The sequence below is a fragment of the Alishewanella jeotgali KCTC 22429 genome (genome assembly GCF_000245735.1).
GTDB classification, from domain to species: Bacteria; Pseudomonadota; Gammaproteobacteria; order Enterobacterales; family Alteromonadaceae; genus Alishewanella; species Alishewanella jeotgali.
Window position 1 is genome coordinate 1 of the sequence record NZ_AHTH01000046.1, and the last position, 18098, is coordinate 18098.

General features: G+C 52.1%; 17 protein-coding genes and 4 tRNA genes. 9 read left to right on the forward strand and 12 right to left on the reverse strand.

The window, feature by feature from the left end; translation table 11 throughout:
- The first annotated feature begins 218 nt into the window (after positions 1-218).
- Genes AJE_RS13560 through AJE_RS13570 form a run of 3 tightly spaced genes read left to right on the forward strand, consistent with a single transcriptional unit; the run spans position 219 to position 3424 of the window.
- On the forward strand, positions 219-461 hold the full coding sequence (locus AJE_RS13560) for an oxaloacetate decarboxylase subunit gamma (RefSeq protein ID WP_008607300.1): 243 nt from the start codon (positions 219-221) through the stop codon (positions 459-461).
- A 20-nt stretch (positions 462-481) separates the two neighbouring features.
- Positions 482-2269, forward strand: coding sequence for a sodium-extruding oxaloacetate decarboxylase subunit alpha (gene oadA, locus AJE_RS13565; RefSeq protein ID WP_008951328.1), 1788 nt, complete (start codon positions 482-484; stop codon positions 2267-2269).
- A 24-nt stretch (positions 2270-2293) separates the two neighbouring features.
- Positions 2294-3424 carry a sodium ion-translocating decarboxylase subunit beta gene (locus tag AJE_RS13570; protein WP_008607302.1) on the forward strand — a complete coding sequence of 377 codons (1131 nt, stop codon included), beginning with the start codon at positions 2294-2296 and terminating at the stop codon, positions 3422-3424.
- Between the two features lie 171 nt (positions 3425-3595).
- Here the strand turns inward: AJE_RS13570 and AJE_RS13575 are convergent, their stop codons facing one another.
- Positions 3596-4966 carry a peptidoglycan DD-metalloendopeptidase family protein gene (locus AJE_RS13575; protein ID WP_008951329.1) on the reverse strand — a complete coding sequence of 457 codons (1371 nt, stop codon included), beginning with the start codon at positions 4964-4966 and terminating at the stop codon, positions 3596-3598.
- 149 nt (positions 4967-5115) lie between these two features.
- Between AJE_RS13575 and tyrS the strand changes: the two genes are divergently transcribed.
- From tyrS to AJE_RS13595, 4 genes are all read left to right on the forward strand, one after another.
- The gene (gene tyrS, locus AJE_RS13580) at positions 5116-6318 is read left to right on the forward strand and encodes a tyrosine--tRNA ligase (RefSeq protein WP_008951330.1); all 1203 of its coding nucleotides are present in this window, start codon (positions 5116-5118) and stop codon (positions 6316-6318) included.
- 129 nt (positions 6319-6447) lie between these two features.
- Positions 6448-8067 (forward strand): penicillin binding protein PBP4B, encoded by a 1620-nt coding sequence (gene pbp4b / locus AJE_RS13585; protein ID WP_008951331.1) that lies wholly within the window; start codon positions 6448-6450, stop codon positions 8065-8067.
- Positions 8068-8078: 11 nt separating this feature from the next.
- Complete coding sequence (locus tag AJE_RS13590; RefSeq protein WP_008951332.1) at positions 8079-9794, forward strand: potassium/proton antiporter; 1716 nt, start codon at positions 8079-8081, stop codon at positions 9792-9794.
- On the forward strand, positions 9733-9948 hold the full coding sequence (locus AJE_RS13595; RefSeq protein WP_008951333.1) for a hypothetical protein: 216 nt from the start codon (positions 9733-9735) through the stop codon (positions 9946-9948). Before AJE_RS13590 ends, AJE_RS13595 begins: the two co-directional genes overlap by 62 nt.
- Before the next feature lie 24 nt (positions 9949-9972).
- On the opposite strand, the gene AJE_RS13600 is transcribed toward AJE_RS13595, so the two are convergent.
- Together AJE_RS13600 and AJE_RS13605 are read right to left on the reverse strand one after the other, a co-directional pair.
- Positions 9973-10875, reverse strand: coding sequence for an AEC family transporter (locus AJE_RS13600; RefSeq protein WP_008951334.1), 903 nt, complete (start codon positions 10873-10875; stop codon positions 9973-9975).
- Positions 10876-10878: 3 nt separating this feature from the next.
- On the reverse strand, positions 10879-11154 hold the full coding sequence (locus tag AJE_RS13605) for a GIY-YIG nuclease family protein (protein ID WP_008951335.1): 276 nt from the start codon (positions 11152-11154) through the stop codon (positions 10879-10881).
- Positions 11155-11234: 80 nt separating this feature from the next.
- Here AJE_RS13605 and AJE_RS13610 point away from each other — a divergent pair, with 80 nt between their 5' ends.
- Positions 11235-12509 carry a DEAD/DEAH box helicase gene (locus tag AJE_RS13610; protein ID WP_008951336.1) on the forward strand — a complete coding sequence of 425 codons (1275 nt, stop codon included), beginning with the start codon at positions 11235-11237 and terminating at the stop codon, positions 12507-12509.
- Between the two features lie 115 nt (positions 12510-12624).
- Here AJE_RS13610 and AJE_RS13615 read toward each other — a convergent pair whose 3' ends face one another.
- The 5 genes from AJE_RS13615 to AJE_RS13635 all read right to left on the reverse strand — a co-directional run bounded on the left by AJE_RS13615 (position 12625) and on the right by AJE_RS13635 (position 15545).
- The gene (locus AJE_RS13615) at positions 12625-12969 is read right to left on the reverse strand and encodes a hypothetical protein (protein WP_008951337.1); all 345 of its coding nucleotides are present in this window, start codon (positions 12967-12969) and stop codon (positions 12625-12627) included.
- Positions 12962-13180 carry a type II toxin-antitoxin system prevent-host-death family antitoxin gene (locus tag AJE_RS13620; protein WP_008607312.1) on the reverse strand — a complete coding sequence of 73 codons (219 nt, stop codon included), beginning with the start codon at positions 13178-13180 and terminating at the stop codon, positions 12962-12964. The genes AJE_RS13615 and AJE_RS13620 overlap by 8 nt, the downstream gene beginning before the upstream one ends.
- Positions 13181-13253: 73 nt before the next feature.
- Positions 13254-13532, reverse strand: a complete 279-nt coding sequence (gene ppiC / locus AJE_RS13625; RefSeq protein ID WP_008607313.1) for a peptidylprolyl isomerase PpiC — start codon at positions 13530-13532, stop codon at positions 13254-13256.
- Between the two features lie 17 nt (positions 13533-13549).
- Complete coding sequence (aguA, locus tag AJE_RS13630) at positions 13550-14662, reverse strand: agmatine deiminase (RefSeq protein WP_008951338.1); 1113 nt, start codon at positions 14660-14662, stop codon at positions 13550-13552.
- A 109-nt stretch (positions 14663-14771) separates the two neighbouring features.
- Positions 14772-15545, reverse strand: coding sequence for a nitrilase-related carbon-nitrogen hydrolase (locus tag AJE_RS13635; protein WP_008951339.1), 774 nt, complete (start codon positions 15543-15545; stop codon positions 14772-14774).
- Between the two features lie 269 nt (positions 15546-15814).
- On the opposite strand from AJE_RS13635, the gene AJE_RS13640 reads away from it, so the two are divergent.
- The gene (locus tag AJE_RS13640) at positions 15815-16993 is read left to right on the forward strand and encodes an FAD-dependent oxidoreductase (protein WP_008951340.1); all 1179 of its coding nucleotides are present in this window, start codon (positions 15815-15817) and stop codon (positions 16991-16993) included.
- Positions 16994-17546: 553 nt separating this feature from the next.
- Here AJE_RS13640 and AJE_RS13645 read toward each other — a convergent pair.
- From AJE_RS13645 to AJE_RS13660, 4 genes are all read right to left on the reverse strand, one after another.
- Positions 17547-17621: transfer RNA gene (locus AJE_RS13645), tRNA-Gln, on the reverse strand.
- 19 nt (positions 17622-17640) lie between these two features.
- Positions 17641-17715 (reverse strand) — tRNA-Gln (locus AJE_RS13650).
- Positions 17716-17742: 27 nt separating this feature from the next.
- A tRNA-Leu gene (locus tag AJE_RS13655) sits at positions 17743-17827 on the reverse strand.
- A gap of 19 nt (positions 17828-17846) precedes the next feature.
- Positions 17847-17923 (reverse strand) — tRNA-Met (locus AJE_RS13660).
- Between the last annotated feature and the right edge of the window lie 175 nt (positions 17924-18098).

Genomic DNA, 18098 nt, shown 5'->3' on the forward strand with positions numbered 1-18098 from the left:
ATTTGTTGTGTTTTGTGCTGTGGTTATTGTTCCGGCGGAAAATTTGCCTTTTCACAATAAAACGTATAGATGTCTGGAAATATAAACGGCTTTATCTTGATTGTTAAGCGGCAATCGTATAGAAATATCAATAGTAGTTATAAGGCTAATTTATTATCGGTGATGCCGGTTCTGCGTCATACTGAAAGCAGAATGGGAAAATAGTGCAGGATTTACCTATGGTTGCAGATTTACTCGCGGAAGCGGCAGGCCTGATGCTGATTGGCATGATCGCGGTTTTTACCTTCTTATGTTTACTGGTACTGCTGCTGAAGCTGATGAGTTACAGCATCCAGCGCTTCTTCCCGGTGAAAGTGGCTGACAAGGTCACCCGGGTTGAACAGTCGGCCAGTGATGGCGTCTCACCTGCGGTGGTAGCAGCCATTAGCGCTGCTGTGCATCAATATCGTCAACAACAATAACCGACCAAGAGGATAATGGCATGACGAAGCCTTTACTATTAACAGAACTGGTGCTGCGTGATGCACATCAATCTTTACTGGCCACCCGCTTGCGGTTGGAAGATATGCTGCCGATCGCCAGCAAACTGGATCAAGTCGGCTACTGGTCTGTTGAATCCTGGGGCGGCGCCACCTTTGATGCCTGTATCCGTTATCTGGGTGAAGATCCCTGGCATCGTATCCGTGAATTAAAGAAGGCGATGCCAAATACCCGCCAGCAGATGCTATTGCGTGGACAAAACCTGTTGGGGTACCGGCATTACGCTGATGATGTGGTGACCCGATTTGTTGAGCGGGCGCATGAAAACGGCGTCGATGTGTTCCGGATTTTCGATGCGATGAACGATATCCGCAACCTGCAAACGGCAGTTCAGGCCGCGATTAAAGTGGGGGCGCATGCCCAGGGCACGATTTCTTACACCGTTAGCCCGGTCCATACCATAGATAGCTGGGTCGATATGGCACGACAGCTGGAAGATATGGGCTGCGACTCAATTTGTATTAAAGATATGGCGGGCTTGCTGAAGCCTTATGATTGCGAGGAGTTGGTTACCCGCATTAAGGAGTCGGTGAAGATCCCACTGGCGATGCAATGCCATGCCACCACAGGTTTGAGTACTGCGACTTATCAGAAAGCGGTGGATGCCGGTATCGATATGTTAGATACCGCCATTTCCTCGATGAGTATGACCTATGGCCATAGTGCAACCGAAACCTTGGTAGCGATTACCGAAAACACCGAACGTGATACCGGCCTGAATATGGAATTGCTGGCAGAAATTGCTGCCTATTTCCGTGACGTACGGAAGAAGTATGCCCAGTTTGAAGGTTCGCTAAAAGGTATTGATGCCCGTATTCTGTTGGCACAGGTGCCTGGTGGTATGCTGACCAATATGGAAAGCCAGCTGAAAGAGCAGGGCGCACTGGAAAAATTGGACGAGGTATTAAAAGAAATCCCTCGTGTGCGTGAAGATCTGGGCTATATCCCGCTGGTGACACCCACCTCACAAATCGTTGGTACTCAGGCGGTATTGAATGTGCTGACCGGCGAGCGCTATAAGAGCATTACCAAAGAAACCGCTGGTGTACTAAAAGGCGAATATGGTGCGACGCCAGCGCCGGTAAATACGGAGCTGCAGCAAAAAGTGCTGGCGGGTGGTAAGGCCATTACCTGCAGGCCGGCCGATGTGTTAACGCCAGAGTTGGATAAACTTACCGCCGAACTGACTGAACTGGCCAAGAGCGAGCAAATTGATTTAGCTGCGGCGCAAATTGATGATGTGTTGACCTATGCGCTGTTCCCGCAAGTTGGCCTGAAATTCCTGAAAAATCGTAATAATCCCGCCGCCTTTGAACCTGCGCCACAAGCTGCCAGCAGTAAGGCTGCCGCGGCGCCGGCGGTAAAAGCTGCGCCTGCTGCCGTTCAGGGCCCGGCCAGCTACAGCGTGCGGGTTGATGGCAAGGTGTATGAAGTGGAAGTGGCACCCAGTGGCGAGCTGAGCAGTATCAAACCAGTGGTTTCTGAGAATATCCCGGGCAGTGCTTCGGTTACCGGTAGCACCACCTTAAATGCGCCCTTGGCCGGTAATATCTGGAAAGTCGTTACCAAAGCCGGTGCCGCGGTAAAACGTGGCGACGTGGTGATCATTATGGAAGCGATGAAGATGGAGACGGAAGTGCGGGCAGTAGCCGATGGTGTGGTAGCGAAAATTCATGTTGCTGCCGGAGATGCCGTGTCAAACGGCGATGTGCTGATCAGTTTTGACTAGGACAGCGTTAAGTAAGGATCGGAAATGGAAGCTTTGCAAACGCTGGTTGCCTCAACCGGCCTGGTGAATTTTAGCGCCGGCCAGGTGGTGATGATGCTGGTGGGTTTGATTTTGCTGTATCTGGCGATCGCCAAAGGCTTTGAACCGCTGTTATTAGTGCCTATTGGTTTTGGCGCTATCCTGACCAATATTCCGCTAGCCGGCATGGGTGAGCCTGGTGGCATCCTCTATCTGTTTTATGAAATGGGGATTGCCTCTGGCTTGTTTCCACTGCTGATCTTTCTGGGCGTAGGCGCTATGACCGACTTTGGCGCCCTGATTGCCAATCCGCGAACCATGTTTCTCGGCGCCGCCGCCCAGTTTGGCATCTTTGCCACCCTGTTTGGCGCCATCGCACTGAATTGGGTGCCGGGTTTAAGCTTTACCCTGAAAGAGGCCTCAGCTATCGCCATTATCGGCGGTGCTGACGGGCCAACGGCGATCTTTCTGGCCTCGCGGCTGGCGCCGGATCTATTGGGGGCTATTGCTGTAGCTGCCTATTCCTATATGGCACTGGTGCCGCTGATCCAGCCGCCTATTATGCGGGCCCTGACTACAGTAGAGGAGCGGAAGATCCAGATGACCCAGCTGCGGGTTGTCAGTAAGCGCGAGAAAATTGTGTTCCCGCTGTTACTGCTGATCCTGACCATTTTATTGTTACCCACCGCAGCACCGTTAGTCGGGATGTTCTGTTTGGGCAACCTGATGAAAGAATGTGGTGTGGTCGACCGGCTCAGCAAAACGGCGCAAAACGAGCTGATTAATATTGTCACCATCTTCCTTGGTCTGGCAGTTGGCTCACGCTTAAGTGCGGACAAGTTCCTGACCACGCAAACTCTGGGGATCCTGGTGCTGGGCATGGTGGCCTTTGCTATCGGTACTGCCGCTGGCGTATTGATGGCCAAGCTGATGAATAAGGTTTCCAAACAGCCGATTAATCCGCTGATTGGTTCTGCCGGCGTGTCAGCTGTGCCGATGGCGGCCAGGGTATCGAATAAACTGGGGCTGGAAGCCGACCCGCATAACTTCCTGTTAATGCACGCCATGGGACCCAATGTGGCCGGCGTCATAGGCTCTGCGGTCGCCGCCGGTATTTTGCTGGCGCTGGTAGGTTAGTCCGCCCAGTCTCATTGCCGAGTCATCTTGCATAAAACCAACAGCCCCGTTCCGGGGCTGTTGGTTTTTTACCTGGTGAGCATTTTAGGTTTTCTATTGCGCCAAGCCTTACCTGGCTGCGATGTCCTGACAGCCTGACATTATCAAATGTATACTGCTGTCAGGTGATAATCAGGGTGCTGTTTGTATTCTGTCCGCTGTCTGGCGGGCTGCCAGATATTGTTGCTGCTGCTCGGCTAACTGGCTTAGCAGTCGGGTCGCATTCTGGCTAAATTGCTGCTTCGCCTGGCCGGTTAACGGTGTGGCCTGAGGTAACTTTACGGTACGCGGGTTGCGGTGCACCCCATCAACAATAAACTCATAATGCAGGTGGGCACCGGTAACCCGGCCGGTGGCACCTAAACGGCCAATGGTTTGGCCCTGGCGCACCCGTTGTCCGCTTTTCACGTCACGGCGTGACAAATGCAGATACTTGGTCACGATATTATTCGAGTGCTGAATAAACACATAGTGGCCGTTAAGCTCATTATAGGCCGAGTGCGTAACCCGGCCATCGCCGGCCGCCATAATGGGCGTGCCGACAGGCGCCACATAGTCAGTACCATTATGGGCCCGCACTGTACCTAATACCGGATGTAAACGGCGTGGATTAAAGTTGGAGCTGACATACTGGAAACTGACCGGTGCGCGTAAAAACGCCTGGCGCATACTCTGGCCATCCGGTTTGTAGTAGTTACCATCGGTATGCAGTACGGCCTGATAATGCTGTCCCTGATTGGTAAATTCCGCGGCCAGGATGGTGCCGCTCCCCAGCGGTTCGCCGTCGAGGAATTCTGCTTTTAACAACACGGCAAAATGATCGCCGGCGCGCAGATCCAGCGCAAAGTCAATGTCCCAGCCAAAGATCCCGGCCAGTTGCATAATCTGGCCTTCTGATAAACCCGCCGCTAATCCGGCCTGCCAGAAACTGTGACGAATTTCACCGGCCAGAAACTGTTGCTGCCGTTCGACCGGTTTACTGACTTCGTTGGCAACAAAGCTGCCATCGGGTTGGCGACTGATCTCCAGGCTTTGCAGCCGGTTGATGGCATAGCGTAGTTGCTGTAATTCACCAGTCTGATCCAGGCCGAATTCCAGTTGCTCGCCCGGAAATAAGCGGGTCAGGGTACGGGTTTGCCGGCCCAGATCGAGAATTTGTTGCATGCTTTGCTGGCTGGCACCGGCTTTACGGAACAAGGCCGATAAAATATCGCCGGATTGTACTGTTACGGTTTGCCAGTTTAACGCTGGTGCGGTGTTTTCGGGCTCGTTGGGCTCAGAGATAGCTGTTGCATTGCTGGCTGTAGTTGCATTAGCCGCGGTTGGTGCCTGGGCGCGCTGCACACTATCCCACTGTAATTTAATCACCGCATCCGGTGTATCACTATTACGAGATGCCGATGCCTGCTCTGACGGGATCAACAAGATCAGGGCCAGTAAGACAGAAACCACAAGGATCAACAGACGGTGGCGGGAAGGTAATTGCGAGACCAGTTGTTGCATCGGGAAATACCATCGAGTTGAAAATGCACAAAAACCGAGCATAAACCCTTTTTTTCGGTGATACCAGACTTTTCTGCATTTCGTCATGGCGGAACATCAGCTAGAATGGCTGTTCTATGAGCGAAAAAGCAAGATTGCAGGAGTATAAAATGGCCGATTGGGCACAGGCATTAGCAGAGCTGAAACGCGGTTGCGAAGAAATTCTGCTGGAAGAAGAGCTAATTGCCAAATTAAAAGAAGGCAAGCCGCTGAAGATCAAGGCCGGCTTTGATCCTACGGCTCCTGATTTGCATTTAGGCCATACGGTACTGATTAATAAATTGCGGACTTTCCAGCAGTTGGGCCATGAGGTGATTTTCCTGATCGGTGACTTTACCGGCATGATTGGTGATCCAAGCGGCAAAAATGTGACCCGCAAGCCGCTAAGCCGCGAGGATGTGCTGGCAAACGCCGAAACTTACAAAGAACAAGTGTTTAAAATTCTGGATCCGGCGAAAACCCGGGTTGCCTTTAACTCGCAGTGGATGGGCGAGTTGGGTGCAGCCGGTATGATTAAGCTGGCGTCACGCCAGACAGTAGCGCGGATGCTGGAGCGCGACGATTTTAAAAAGCGTTTTGCCAACAACCAATCAATCTCGATCCACGAGTTCCTCTATCCGCTGGTACAGGGCTGGGACTCAGTCGCACTGGAAGCCGATGTTGAGATGGGCGGTACCGATCAGCGCTTTAACCTGCTAATGGGCCGTGAGCTGCAAAAAGAAGAAGGGATGCGGCCGCAAACCGTGATGATGGTGCCATTACTCGAAGGTCTGGACGGCGTGCAGAAGATGTCCAAGTCGCTGGGCAACTATGTCGGCATTACTGATGCCCCGAGCGAGATGTTTGGCAAAATTATGTCGATTTCTGACGATCTGATGTGGCGCTACTATGATTTACTGAGCTTTAAACCGCTGTCAGAAATCCAGCAGTTAAAGCAGGATGTGTTAGCCGGTGCGAACCCGCGTGATGTAAAGATTTTGCTGGCCAAAGAAATTATCGCCCGCTTCCATGATGAGGCGGCTGCTGAAGCGGCGCATCAGGACTTTACCCAGCGTTTTAGCAAAAATGCCTTGCCGGATGATATTCCGGAAGTGCTGCTAAGCTGCGAGGGCGAGACGATGCCGATTGCCAATTTACTAAAAGAAGCCGGTTTGGTTGACAGCACCTCAGAAGCGATCCGGATGATTAAGCAAGGTGCGGTGAAATTAAACGGTGAGCAAAAGATTGAAGATAGCAAAATGGATGTTGCTAAAGGCAGCAGCCAAATTTATCAAGTCGGTAAACGTAAGTTTGCCAAAGTAACCTTGCAGTAATGACCGGCCTGGCAGCGAATGTCGTCTGTCAAAAGTAGTCTTTTCAACACAGCCGGTTGTTTAACGCCGGCTGTGTCATTTTTGGTGCTGGCATTGGGCAAAGTCCGGAAAAAGAAGCGGTGGAACGGTATGTTAGGACGTTTATTATTTAGCGGTTGCCTGTTGCTTAGTCTGGTGGCTTGCAGTTTGTCGCCGCAAGCTCCCAGCCGCACCGTTAGCGCAGCCGAGCAACTTGTTCTGGCCGAGCAGCGTGGTCAGTTGGTGTTGCATTGGCCGGAGCAGCGCAGTGAGCGTGTTGCGGTAAATAATAAACGGCGTTTTCTGGCTTATGCCGGTCAGGGGGAAATGCTGGTTGATTTGCAGCAAGCCCAGCAGCTGAGTTTGCAGGTTAACGGCAAGACACTCACCTTGCACGCCACAACTGAACATAAACCGCTGCGGGTCGATCTTTCCAGGCTAACCCGCAATGGTGAAAATCGGCTGGAGCTGATTAGCGTTAGCCCGGCTGATGCCAAAGTACTAATCAATATCCCCTATCCAACGCTACGTACTAATTTAGAGCCTTATACTGCAGCTTTTGCTCAGGTCGACCAGCTAATCGAACAGGAAATAGCAAAGGGTTTTCCCGGTGCTGTGCTATTGGTGGTAAAAGACGGGGTCATTATCAAACACAGTGCCTATGGCTATGCCGAGCGCTACCGGGCCGATGGTTCACTGCTTAGCCAGCCGCGGGGGATGCAAACCGATACCCTGTTTGATATCGCCTCAAACAGTAAAATGTATGCCACTAACTATGCGCTGATGCGCCTGGTCAGTGAGGGCAAGCTGGATGTGACTAAGCCGGTGCAGCATTACCTGCCTGAGTATCAGGGCGACGGCCGTGAGCAGCGCACAGTCAGCGACCTGCTGTACCACACCGCCGGCTATGCGCCCGAGGTACATTTTTTCCGCCCGGATAATCGCCATGGCCCGCAGTTTTATTCGTTAAATAAAGCCGATACTGAGCAGCTTATTCTGACTCAAGTTCCGTTTGCCACTGAGCGTGGTGTGGCTGCAGTCTATAGTGATGTCGACTATATGCTGCTGGGGATGCTAATTGAGCGACTCAGTGGCCAGCCACTGGACCAGTATCTGCGTGAGCAGTTTTACCAGCCGCTGGGATTATTCCGAACCCTGTTTAATCCGCTGCAGCATGGCTTTACGCGCGATCAGATCGCTGCCACTGAACTTGACGGTAATAGCCGCGGCGGCCGGGTCAGTTTTCCGGCCAACCGCAGCGGCGTGATTGTTGGCGAGGTGCATGACGAAAAAGCCTTTTATTCGTTTCAGGGGGTAGCAGGCCATGCAGGTTTATTTAGCACTGCTGAAGAGCTTGCTGTGTTAATGGCGTTAAGTTTACAAGGTGGTGGTTATGGCTGGCAGCAATTTTTCACCCCGGCAACTTTGGCCCAGTTTAAAGCACCGTCACCCTATGACCATCGCTTTGGCTTAGGCTGGCGCACCGCAGTGCAGGGCGATTTAAACTGGCATTTTGGCGCCTATGCCAGTGACAGCGCTTACGGTCATACCGGGTGGACCGGCACTGCGACCGTGATCGATCCGGAACAGCAATTATTGGTGGTGCTACTTACCAATAAAAAGCACAGCCCAATCGTTGCCGAAGGGGAGAGTTATTACTTTAGCGGAGATCGCTTTGAAACCGGACGATATGGCTCCATATTAACCCTTATTTATCAGGCTTTACCCTAAAAGGACCGACTATGTTTTTGATTGACCAGCTTATCCTCGTTGCCTCTGTGCTGATTCTACTGGGTATTCTGTCCAGTAAGCTGTCGGCACGGTTGGGTTTACCGATGCTGGTGCTGTTTTTATTAGTCGGAATGTTAGCCGGAGAGGAAGGGTTTGGCCGTTTAGCCTTTAACAACCCGCAGTTCGCGCACGCGGTTGGCACCATTGCACTAGCCTTTATCTTGTTTGATGGGGGCTTGCAAACGCCGCTAAGTGCTGTGAAAAAAGTCTGGAAGCCAGCATCGATTCTGGCAACCCTCGGGGTATTGGTAACTGCGCTGATTACCGGTGTCGCGGCCAGTTATATTCTGCCAATCAGCTTAATGGAAGGTTTGCTGATCGGCGCTATCGTCGGTTCAACTGATGCAGCAGCGGTATTCTCACTATTACGTAATGCCGGCATTAATCTGAACGAGCGATTGAAGTCGACTCTGGAAATTGAGAGTGCCTCGAACGATCCGATGGCAATTTTCCTGACTGTCACACTACTGGAAGTGCTGGTAAATGGCTTAAAACCCGGTGTTGGCGTATTGCAGCTATTCTTTTTACAGATGGGTGGTGGCGCCCTGGTCGGCTTATTGATTGGTTATCTAACGCTGCAACTGCTGGACCGGATCCAACTGCAGGCAACCGGCTTATATCCGGTGTTAGTAGCGGCTGCCGGTTTACTATCCTTTGGTCTGGCGGCTAATCTCGGTGGTAGTGGCTTCCTGGCCATCTTTATCTGTGGTGTGATGATTGGTAATAACAAATTTGCGTTTCAGAAAACGACCTTTCTGTTCCATGATGGTTTGGCCTGGCTAAGCCAGATTATGATGTTCGTGATGTTAGGGTTACTGATTAACCCCAGCTCACTGCTGGATGTTTGGTGGCAAGGGTTACTGATCGCCGCAGTGCTAATTTTTGTCGCCCGACCATTGGCGGTATTGCCGGTGCTGAAATGGTTTGGCTTTTCACTACGGCAGATGACTCTGGTGTCCTGGGTTGGGCTGCGTGGCTCAGTACCGATTATCCTGGCGATTTTTCCACTAATGTATGGCTTGCCGGGTGCGGAACTTATTTTCAACGCGGTGTTTTTCGTGGTGTTAATTTCCGCAACCTTACAAGGCTCCACTCTGGCTTGGGTTGCTAAAAAGTTGGATTTGATTGAACCGGTAACAGCCAAGCCAGCGGCAACACTGGAAATTACCGCCTTAGGGGATGTTGACGCCGAAATTGTCGAGTACACCCTGGCAGCAGGATCGAGAGCGATCAATCGCCGCTTGTCCCGGATGGCCTTACCTGAGGGGGTGGTGGTTGCCATGATTACCCGGCAGGAGCAAATTATTCCGCCGCGAGGTTCAACGGTGCTAGAGGCTGGTGATCATCTGTTTGTGGTGCTGAAAAAAGATTATAAACCGATGCTGGAGCAAATTTTTTCTGAGCCAGGTTTTATTAACCCTGAATTACCCACTACGCTAAGGTTAAAAGGGGCGAGTCGGTTTAGTGATCTGGCTTGGTGTTATAACCTGGATTTTACGGGGCAGGATGCTGAGCTAACATTGGATGAGTATTGCCGGGAAAAACTGAGCACTGAGGTTGTGGCTGGAGCTGAGGTAATTATCGGCGCGATAAAATTAACTGTGGATGAAATTGTCGGTAACCGCATTACCACAATACGACTGGATACCCGGCTGGAAAGCGATTAAACGCCCGATAACGCATAGCGGCGAACTGGTACGCGTCGGCGGCCTGGACGAAAAGCTGGATACTGGCATTGCCATTATGCTGGATGTAGAAAAGGCGCTTGGCCTGACCGAACATATCAAAAAGCTGGAACAGCAAAAGCCGCTGGACGCCTGATAAGCAGCCGTTAGCGGCCGTACGCTAACTAAGCAACCAATACACCACCGGCAGGGTCACTAAGCCAGCCAGAATACCAAAACCGATCACGCCGCTGACTAAGCGTGGCGCCAGACCTGCCATAATGGCGATAGCGCCGGCCGAAATCATTGGCGGCATCGCCGCCTGAAAGATACTGATTTGTACCGCCAAACCTTCCTGCCCCAAGGCGCGCCAAATTAGCCAGGCACTGATTGGCATCAAAGCCAGTTTGATGCAGAGCGCGCTAATCAAAGGTGATACTTCACTTTTACTAAAGCGGAAACTGAGCTGAAAGCCAACCGCAATCATCACCACCGGCACCAGGGTCGCAGCCAGATTATCTACCAGTGATACTGCCAGTGGCGGCAGACTAAAATCCCGGATCAGCAAGCCAACGATCAACGCAATAAAGGATGGAAAACCAATAATCTTCAGCAAAATCGCCTTGGGTGTTGGCTTGGCCATCGTTGGGCTATAGATCGCCGCTACGATAGTGACATAGGTAGCCAGCGCAATAAAGGAGCCAATCTGGTCATACACCACGGCATAAGGCATGGCGGTTTGACCAAACAGCGCTTCGGTCATCGGAAAGCCGAGAAAAGAGGTATTGCCCAGCGGCAGGATCACCAGCAAAGCCCCGGTGACTTCGCGGGACCAGCCAAATAACCGGCTGAGTAGCAATACTGTGGCCACCACCACCAACAGCAGCAACCAGGGGGTGACAGCCGGGATCAACAGGGCAAAGGAGAACTCCAGCAACTTGATATTTTTCAGGATCAGCGCCGGTAATGCCACATAGAGCACATAGATATTCAGCACTAAACCACTGTTGTCCGGCATGGCGGGTAAACGGCGTAACAGTATGCCAATAAGCAAATAGGCCAATACCAGGTAAAAATTTTCCATCTTCTACTCGCTGTTGGTTAAAAGGGCAGAGCGCGAAATTAACTGTTCTTTAGCGGCTTTACTGAGTTGCTTAACCTGATACTCCGCTTTACTGGCACTGGCGCGACAGGGGTAAGGCTGTTGATAAACCAGGGTCAGCGGGCCCTTACCGCGCAGCGACTTAGCGCCACCGGCTAATTCGCCCCGATGTTGGCGCAGGCGCCGCACCGGATCGGTACTAATGCCGGTATAGAGTTGCCCTTGTGCGGTACGGATCAGATAAAGATACCAGTCGGACACGGCATCATATCTCCGGCGCCGTCGCCCTGCTATAATAGCCGGCTGACACAGCTTGACGAAAAACTAGTTCGGAACATCGCATGCAATTTCAAACCCTGGCTCTGGCAGAGCCTATTCTACGTGTTTTAGCTGAGCAGGGCTATCAGGCTGCTACGCCAGTGCAGCAGCAAGCTATCCCGCCGATCCTCAGTGGCAAAGATGTGCTGGCTGGCGCCCAAACCGGTACCGGCAAAACGGCGGCTTTCACCTTACCATTGCTGCAACAACTGCTCAATGCGCCGAAAGTCTTACAACCGGCCCAAGTCAGAGTATTGGTATTAACGCCCACCCGTGAGCTGGCGCAACAGGTATTTGAAAGTGTGCAAACCTATAGCCGCTATTTGTCAGTGCGTGGTGCCGTATTTTATGGCGGGGTGTCAATCCGGCCACAATATGATGAGGCTGAGCAAGGGCTGGATATTCTGGTCGCCACGCCGGGGCGTTTAATTGATCATCTACATCAACAGACCATTGATTTAAGTCAGCTGGAAGTGTTGGTGCTGGATGAAGCAGACCGCATGCTGGATATGGGGTTTATTGTTGATATTAAACGTATTATGGCCAAGTTACCGGCACAGCGGCAAACCCTGCTGTTTTCGGCGACCTATTCCAAAGAGATTAAAATTCTGGCCGACGAGCTGTTAAATAAGCCGGTATTAATAGAGGTGGCCACCGCTAACGCAACTGCAGACCGCGTCACCCAACAAGTTTATCTGGTCGATCGTCATCGCAAGCGCGAATTGATTTCGCATATGATTGGCATGCAAAATTGGCCGCAGGTGCTGATCTTTGTCCGCACCAAACATGGCGCCGACCGGCTGGCGAAACAACTGCAAAAAGACGGCCTGACCACAGCTGCGATCCATGGCGATAAGGCGCAGGGGGCAAGGCAACGTGCACTGGATGAATTCAAACAGGGTAAGGTGCGGATTTTAGTGGCGACCGATATTGCCGCCCGGGGTTTGGATATCAGTGAGTTACCCTATGTGGTGAACTACGATCTGCCACAGGTTGCCGAGGACTATGTCCATCGGATTGGCCGCACCGGGCGCGCTGGTTTAAGTGGCGTAGCGGTCACGCTGGTGGGGCCGGATGAACTCGGCGCTTTGCAGGATATTGAAAAACTAACCCAGCAGGTGCTGCCAACCCAGATCGTACCGGGTTATGAGCACGACCCCAGTTTTCAGCCACCAGAAGAACAGCTGGCGCGTAAACCGGGGCAACGCCCCGGCGCACGGCAGGATGGCCCGGCGAAAAAGCAATCTGCCGGCAAACTTAAAGCCAAACTCAGAGCTAAAGCACTGGGTAAGGCCTAACAACACCGCGACACAACAGTTTCACAACAGCGGCGGCAGCGGGTGCGGCCGCTACTGCTTATTCAATCAGACTTAAAATATCTGCCACCAGATCATCCATTGCCAACAACAAGCTTTACAGTAATAAGGTTAATTCATAGAGAAGCTTTTGCACATTTTGCCGGCTATCCATTAGCAGTAATAGCTCAAGCGGTTGCTGCTTAGCATCCACCTGATAAAACAACAGATTATGTTTATCCAACTGCCATTGCCGGTATTCCGTTAAGCCGAGCTTGAACAAGCGTTCGCTAATTGGCGCAATCAGTGGCTGTGTGGGTAAAGTCGTGGCGATTTGCTCTTTAATGCTCGCCAGCGTTTGATGCGCCAGTTCTGCGGAATACTTTTCAGTTAAAAATGCCTGCAACCTTTGGCGGGATAAACGAAACAGTGGCGAGGCGACCAGCGTGTAGCCACTAGTCAAAGGCTTGCTCCAGCGTTAATGCCTTATCTTGTAATGACTTTTCGGAAAGTTTTAATAATTTCAGTAAAGCGAGGGTATCCTGCTGGAATTGATAATCCTGATAGGATTGCACCACAAAAGCCGGCTTACCGTTTTTGGTGATCAGCAGCTCTTCCTGTAGCTCCAGCGTATTGGCATGTTCTTTCAGGTAGGTGATGGTCTCAGTTTGCATTGGCAGTCCTTTAAAAGACTTTTTTCAGACTGATTCAGCTTAGCAGAGCGTATTGCAATCGGCAAATAGCGAGCTAACTGCGATAGAGGGTTTTGATTAGATGAAAGCCAAACTGGGTTTTAACCGGCCCTTGCACACTTAACAGCGGCCCTTTAAAGACCGCATCGTCAAAAGGCTTGACCATCTGGCCTTTACGAAACTCACCGAGGTCACCACCTTTTTTACCGGACGGACACAATGAGTGTTGCTTTGCCAGTTTGCCAAAGTCGGCGCCTTGCTCCAGCTGCTTTTTCAGCTTTTCCGCTTGTTCGCGGCTTTTTACCAGAATATGTAAGGCGCAGGCTTTGGCCATGGTCGTTACGCTCGCGATTAGCCAGCAGGTTGCTGCTGGGTGATACAGTGAATATTACCGCCGCCCAGCAGGATTTCCCGGCCTGGTACCGTCACTACCTGATGCGCCGGGAACAGCTGCTGCAGGATCTCTGCTGCGATCTGATCGTTAGGATCATCAAAGGTGGGCAGAATTAAGCCGCCATTACATAAATAGAAATTAATGTAAGAGCCGGCCAGACGGGCATTGGCTTCGCGAGGGATCGCCGCCATTGACTGATCAACAGAGGCATATTCTTCGGCTTTGGCGATAATCGGCGCCGGTACCGGCAGCTTATGCACCTTAATTTTGCGGCCTTTTGCATCGGTACTGGCCTCTAAATAGTCCAGCGCCGCCTTACTGCGGGCATACTGCGGATCGTTTTCATCGTCAGTCCAGGCTAACAATACTTCACCGGGTTTGACAAAGCAGGCCATATTGTCGACATGACCGTCAGTTTCATCATTAAAGATGCCGTCTTCCAGCCACAGTACTTTTTCAATGGCCAGATGCTCGCGCAGCATGGCTTCAATCTGTTCGCGGCTTAAATGCGGGTTGCGGTTGGCATTTAACAAGCATTCGGCTGTGGTCAGCAGGGTGCCTTCACCATCGACATGAATAGCGCCACCTTCCAGCACAAAGCCCTCGGTGCGGTAGCGCGGCAGTTGCTCAATGCCAAGAATTTTACTGGCAACCTGATCATCGCGATCCCAGGGGAAATACAGGCCACCATTCAGGCCACCCCAGGCGTTAAAGGTCCAGTCCACACCACGGACTTGCCCTTTACCATTGGTAACAAAGGTCGGGCCGGTATCACGGCACCAAGCGTCATTATTGGAAATTTCGACCACCCGGATTGGGAATTTGGTATTGGCCTGGCTTAGCTGGGCGTAGGCATTGGCATATTGTGCCGCCGATACGCCAACCGATACCGGTTCAAAGCCGGCGATGGCTTTAATTACGGTAACAAAGGCGGCTTGTGCCGGCTTGGCACCTAAACGCCAGCTGTCAGTGCGCTCCGGCCAAATCATCCAGGTTTGCTTATGCGGCGCCCACTCGGGCGGCATGCTAAAACCGTCTTGTTTTGGGGTAGAGGTTAGCGTTTGGCTCACTTGCTGTTCTCCGGGTTGATTTTGCCGTCTTTGGTCAGCAGCGTATCGTAGATATCGATGCGACGGTCACGGAATACGCCCCAGGCGCGACGAATGGCGGCTACTTCGTCTAAATCAAAGGTATGGACCAGAACGGCTTCGTCAGTTTCGTTCGCTTCCTGTACCTTGGCACCGCTGTGGTCAGCAATAAAGGAGCTGCCATAGAAGGTAATGGAGAAATCGCCCTCGGTTCAGTACCAATGCGGTTAGATACGATCACCGGCGTTAAGTTTGCCGCCGCATGACCCTGCTGCGTGCGCTGCCAGTGGTCACGGGAATTAATAGTGGCATCATGCGGCTCACTGCCAATGGCAGTGGGGTAGAAAATCAGCTCAGCGCCCAGCAGTGCCATACTACGGGCACACTCCGGGAACCACTGATCCCAGCAAATACCGACGCCCACTTTGGCATAACGGGTATTCCAGACTTTAAAACCGGTATCGCCCGGGGTGAAGTAGTATTTTTCGCTGTAACCCGGGCCATCCGGAATATGGCTCTTGCGGTAAATGCCCATATTGCTGCCATCGGCATCCAGCATCACCACAGTGTTATACAGGCAGTTGCCGGCACGCTCATAAATACTGATCGGCAGCACCACTGCCAGCTCTTTGGCAATCTTGGCAAAGTGTTTTACCGCCGGGTTTTCTTCTACCGGCACGGCAAAACCTAAATACTCAGGCTTTTGCTTTTGGCAGAAATAGTTACGTTCGAACAGTTCCTGTAACAGAATGATTTGTGCTCCCTGAGCCGCCGCCTGGCGCACCAGTTTTTCCGCGCGGGCGATATTTTCTTCGACATTCCAGCCACCAATCATCTGGGTAGCAGCAACCGTTACATTACGCATCAGATCTCTCCAAGTCAGCAGTGATAAGTCCGGTCTACAGGGTACCGGCGTATATAGCCGACATCAGCTTTGCCAGCATGTCGGCTATCGCTTTGCCGCCGCGGCGTAGCCGGGCAACAGGGCGCGCAAAATGCCGCATTTTCAGTCAGCCGTCAATCTTTTTTCGGCTTATTTGATCTGGCTGTTTTGCACGCTACAAAATTGTTGTTAACCTTAGCAAAATTTTACCGGAATTACTTGCCGCAGTGCGGTAAAAGCAGGACAAAAAGATGCAAAATCTAATAACCAGCGATGTGGTGATCAGCGGCGGCGGTATGGTCGGTGCAGCCCTGGCTGTTGCACTCAGTCGCTTAGGCCTGTCGATTACCGTGCTGGAGCGCCAGGCGCCAGCGCCGTTCAATGCGCAAAGTGCGATTGATTTGCGGGTGTCGTCATTAAATCTGCGTTCCGAGCGCTGGCTGACAGCTCTCGGCGCCTGGCAAAACCTGCAGCAAATGCGGCTGTGTCCGTATCAATATTTACAGGCAGGCGAGGGCAGTGCGCAGCTGCGCTTTGCTGCCAGTGAGATTGGCGAGCGTCACCTTGGCCATATTGTCGAAAACAACCTGGTACAGCTGGCGCTGTGGCAGCAATTTGCTGAGTCAGTCACGGTACTGACTGACTGTGAAATTACTACGCTGCAGCAAGACGAGCAGGGCGTGGAGCTAACGCTGAGCGATGGTCGTGAGCTGCAGTGCCAGTTATTAATTGGTGCCGATGGTGCTCAGTCTAAAGTGCGGCAGCTGGCACGCATCGGTACGGCCGGCTGGCAATATCAGCAAGCTTGTCTGGTGGCCTATGTCGATACGCCCTATCCGCAGCAGGATATTACCTGGCAGCAGTTTTACCCCAGTGGCCCGCGCGCCTTTTTACCCTTACCCGGTGCGCAGGCGTCCTTAGTCTGGTATGACGAAGCCGCCAAAGTTAAACAATTGGCGGCGTTAAGCCCCAAAGCTTTAGAGCAGGCCTTTATTGAGGCGTTTCCGCCAGAGCTGGGCGCGATTAAGCTAAAAGGCTCAGCCTGGTTTCCGCTGGCGCGAATGCAGGCGCAGCAATACGTTAAGGGCCGGGTGGTATTAGCCGGCGATGCAGCGCATACCATTAATCCGCTGGCCGGGCAGGGGGTGAACTTGGGCTTTGCTGATGCGATGTTATTGGTTGAACAGCTGGCGGCGAATTTAAGCGCTGGCAAATCCCTCACGGATGCGGATAGTTTACAGCAGTATCAGCGGCAGCGGCGTATGCAGAATACGCTGATGATGGGGGCGATGGATGTGATTTATCAGACCTTTTGTCGGGAGTCGGCGCCGCTGTCGTTGTTGCGACAGCAGGGGCTCAGGTTAGCGGCCAAGGCAGGGATGGCGAAGCAGTTGTTAACTAAGTATGCCGTGGGGAATTCGGTGTTTTAAACCTGCTGCCTAGACGCCATAGTTTTAGATGCTGCCCGGTGCACTGAGTTAGAACCTGCGTAATGATTAGCACCAGTAGCGTTGAGGTTGGGGCAGCGCCCTTAGCTGGGTAGTAATTTTCTCCACCGGCTTCAAGGATCACATCCTTGTGCCCTTTCAGCCTCCGCAGCATCCCTGCTGCTGTTACGAAAATTCTACCGCAGCTAAGGGCTTAACAAATACCGGTGGGGCATCACGAAAATATGCTTTTAGTGGCACTATCGTGAACGAGGTGGTAAATGCATAGTACACTTTGACCGGGGACGTCTTTCGCATGGATGCGAAAGAGGAGCCCCCAGGGACGGGTTCACGGCGTGCCCCGGCAAAGTTGTACGGCGCGTTTAGCCGCCGGATGCACCGAGCTAGAACCTGCGTAACGATGAGCATCAGTAGCGTTGCTCCGCTCTTGACGCTGCAAAATCTATATGTGTGCTAGTTAGCCATCGTGATGCTATGAAATTTAGCCAAACGCCAAAAAGCGAAAACCCGACACATGGTCGGGTTCTCTAAATAATGGCAGGGGCGGCTGGATTCGAACCAACGCATGGCGGGATCAAAACCCGCTGCCTTACCGCTTGGCTACGCCCCTACAGGGAATTCTGAGTTAATGGCAGGGGCGGCTGGATTCGAACCAACGCATGGCGGGATCAAAACCCGCTGCCTTACCGCTTGGCTACGCCCCTGCAGAAACTACAGCTACTTGTTTAGGATGGTGCGGAAGAAGAGACTCGAACTCTTACGCCTCGCGGCGCTGGAACCTAAATCCAGTGCGTCTACCAATTTCGCCACTTCCGCATGCATGAGAAAAGTAAAGTGGTGGCTACAGCGGGAATCGAACCTGCGACCCCAGCATTATGAGTGCTGTGCTCTAACCAGCTGAGCTATGTAGCCACGTAAACTTGTCCTAAGCAAGTGGCGCGTATTATGCTGATCTGAAGAAATAGCGTCAACCGTTTTTTTCGCATATTCCGGTTCTGCCTGCTTGTTTGCCGAATTTCTATGCAGTAGGGCTGGAATAGCGTGAAAAGCTTAGCAAAAGATAGCAAAAAGCCGGGTAAACCCGGCT

Bases quoted from the DNA above. Each gene is read 5' to 3' on its own strand.
- AJE_RS13600 (WP_008951334.1), bottom strand. From the start codon at position 10,875: ATGGAAAATTTTTACCTGGTATTGGCCTATTTGCTTATTGGCATACTG.
- AJE_RS13590 (WP_008951332.1), top strand. From the start codon at position 8,079: ATGTTTTTGATTGACCAGCTTATCCTCGTTGCCTCTGTGCTGATTCTA.
- AJE_RS13635 (WP_008951339.1), bottom strand. From the start codon at position 15,545: ATGCGTAATGTAACGGTTGCTGCTACCCAGATGATTGGTGGCTGGAAT.
- tyrS (WP_008951330.1), top strand. From the start codon at position 5,116: ATGGCCGATTGGGCACAGGCATTAGCAGAGCTGAAACGCGGTTGCGAA.
- AJE_RS13575 (WP_008951329.1), bottom strand. From the start codon at position 4,966: ATGCAACAACTGGTCTCGCAATTACCTTCCCGCCACCGTCTGTTGATC.
- AJE_RS13570 (WP_008607302.1), top strand. From the start codon at position 2,294: ATGGAAGCTTTGCAAACGCTGGTTGCCTCAACCGGCCTGGTGAATTTT.
- oadA (WP_008951328.1), top strand. From the start codon at position 482: ATGACGAAGCCTTTACTATTAACAGAACTGGTGCTGCGTGATGCACAT.
- ppiC (WP_008607313.1), bottom strand. From the start codon at position 13,532: ATGGCCAAAGCCTGCGCCTTACATATTCTGGTAAAAAGCCGCGAACAA.
- AJE_RS13595 (WP_008951333.1), top strand. From the start codon at position 9,733: ATGAAATTGTCGGTAACCGCATTACCACAATACGACTGGATACCCGGC.
- AJE_RS13620 (WP_008607312.1), bottom strand. From the start codon at position 13,180: ATGCAAACTGAGACCATCACCTACCTGAAAGAACATGCCAATACGCTG.
- AJE_RS13610 (WP_008951336.1), top strand. From the start codon at position 11,235: ATGCAATTTCAAACCCTGGCTCTGGCAGAGCCTATTCTACGTGTTTTA.
- AJE_RS13640 (WP_008951340.1), top strand. From the start codon at position 15,815: ATGCAAAATCTAATAACCAGCGATGTGGTGATCAGCGGCGGCGGTATG.
- AJE_RS13560 (WP_008607300.1), top strand. From the start codon at position 219: ATGGTTGCAGATTTACTCGCGGAAGCGGCAGGCCTGATGCTGATTGGC.
- pbp4b (WP_008951331.1), top strand. From the start codon at position 6,448: ATGTTAGGACGTTTATTATTTAGCGGTTGCCTGTTGCTTAGTCTGGTG.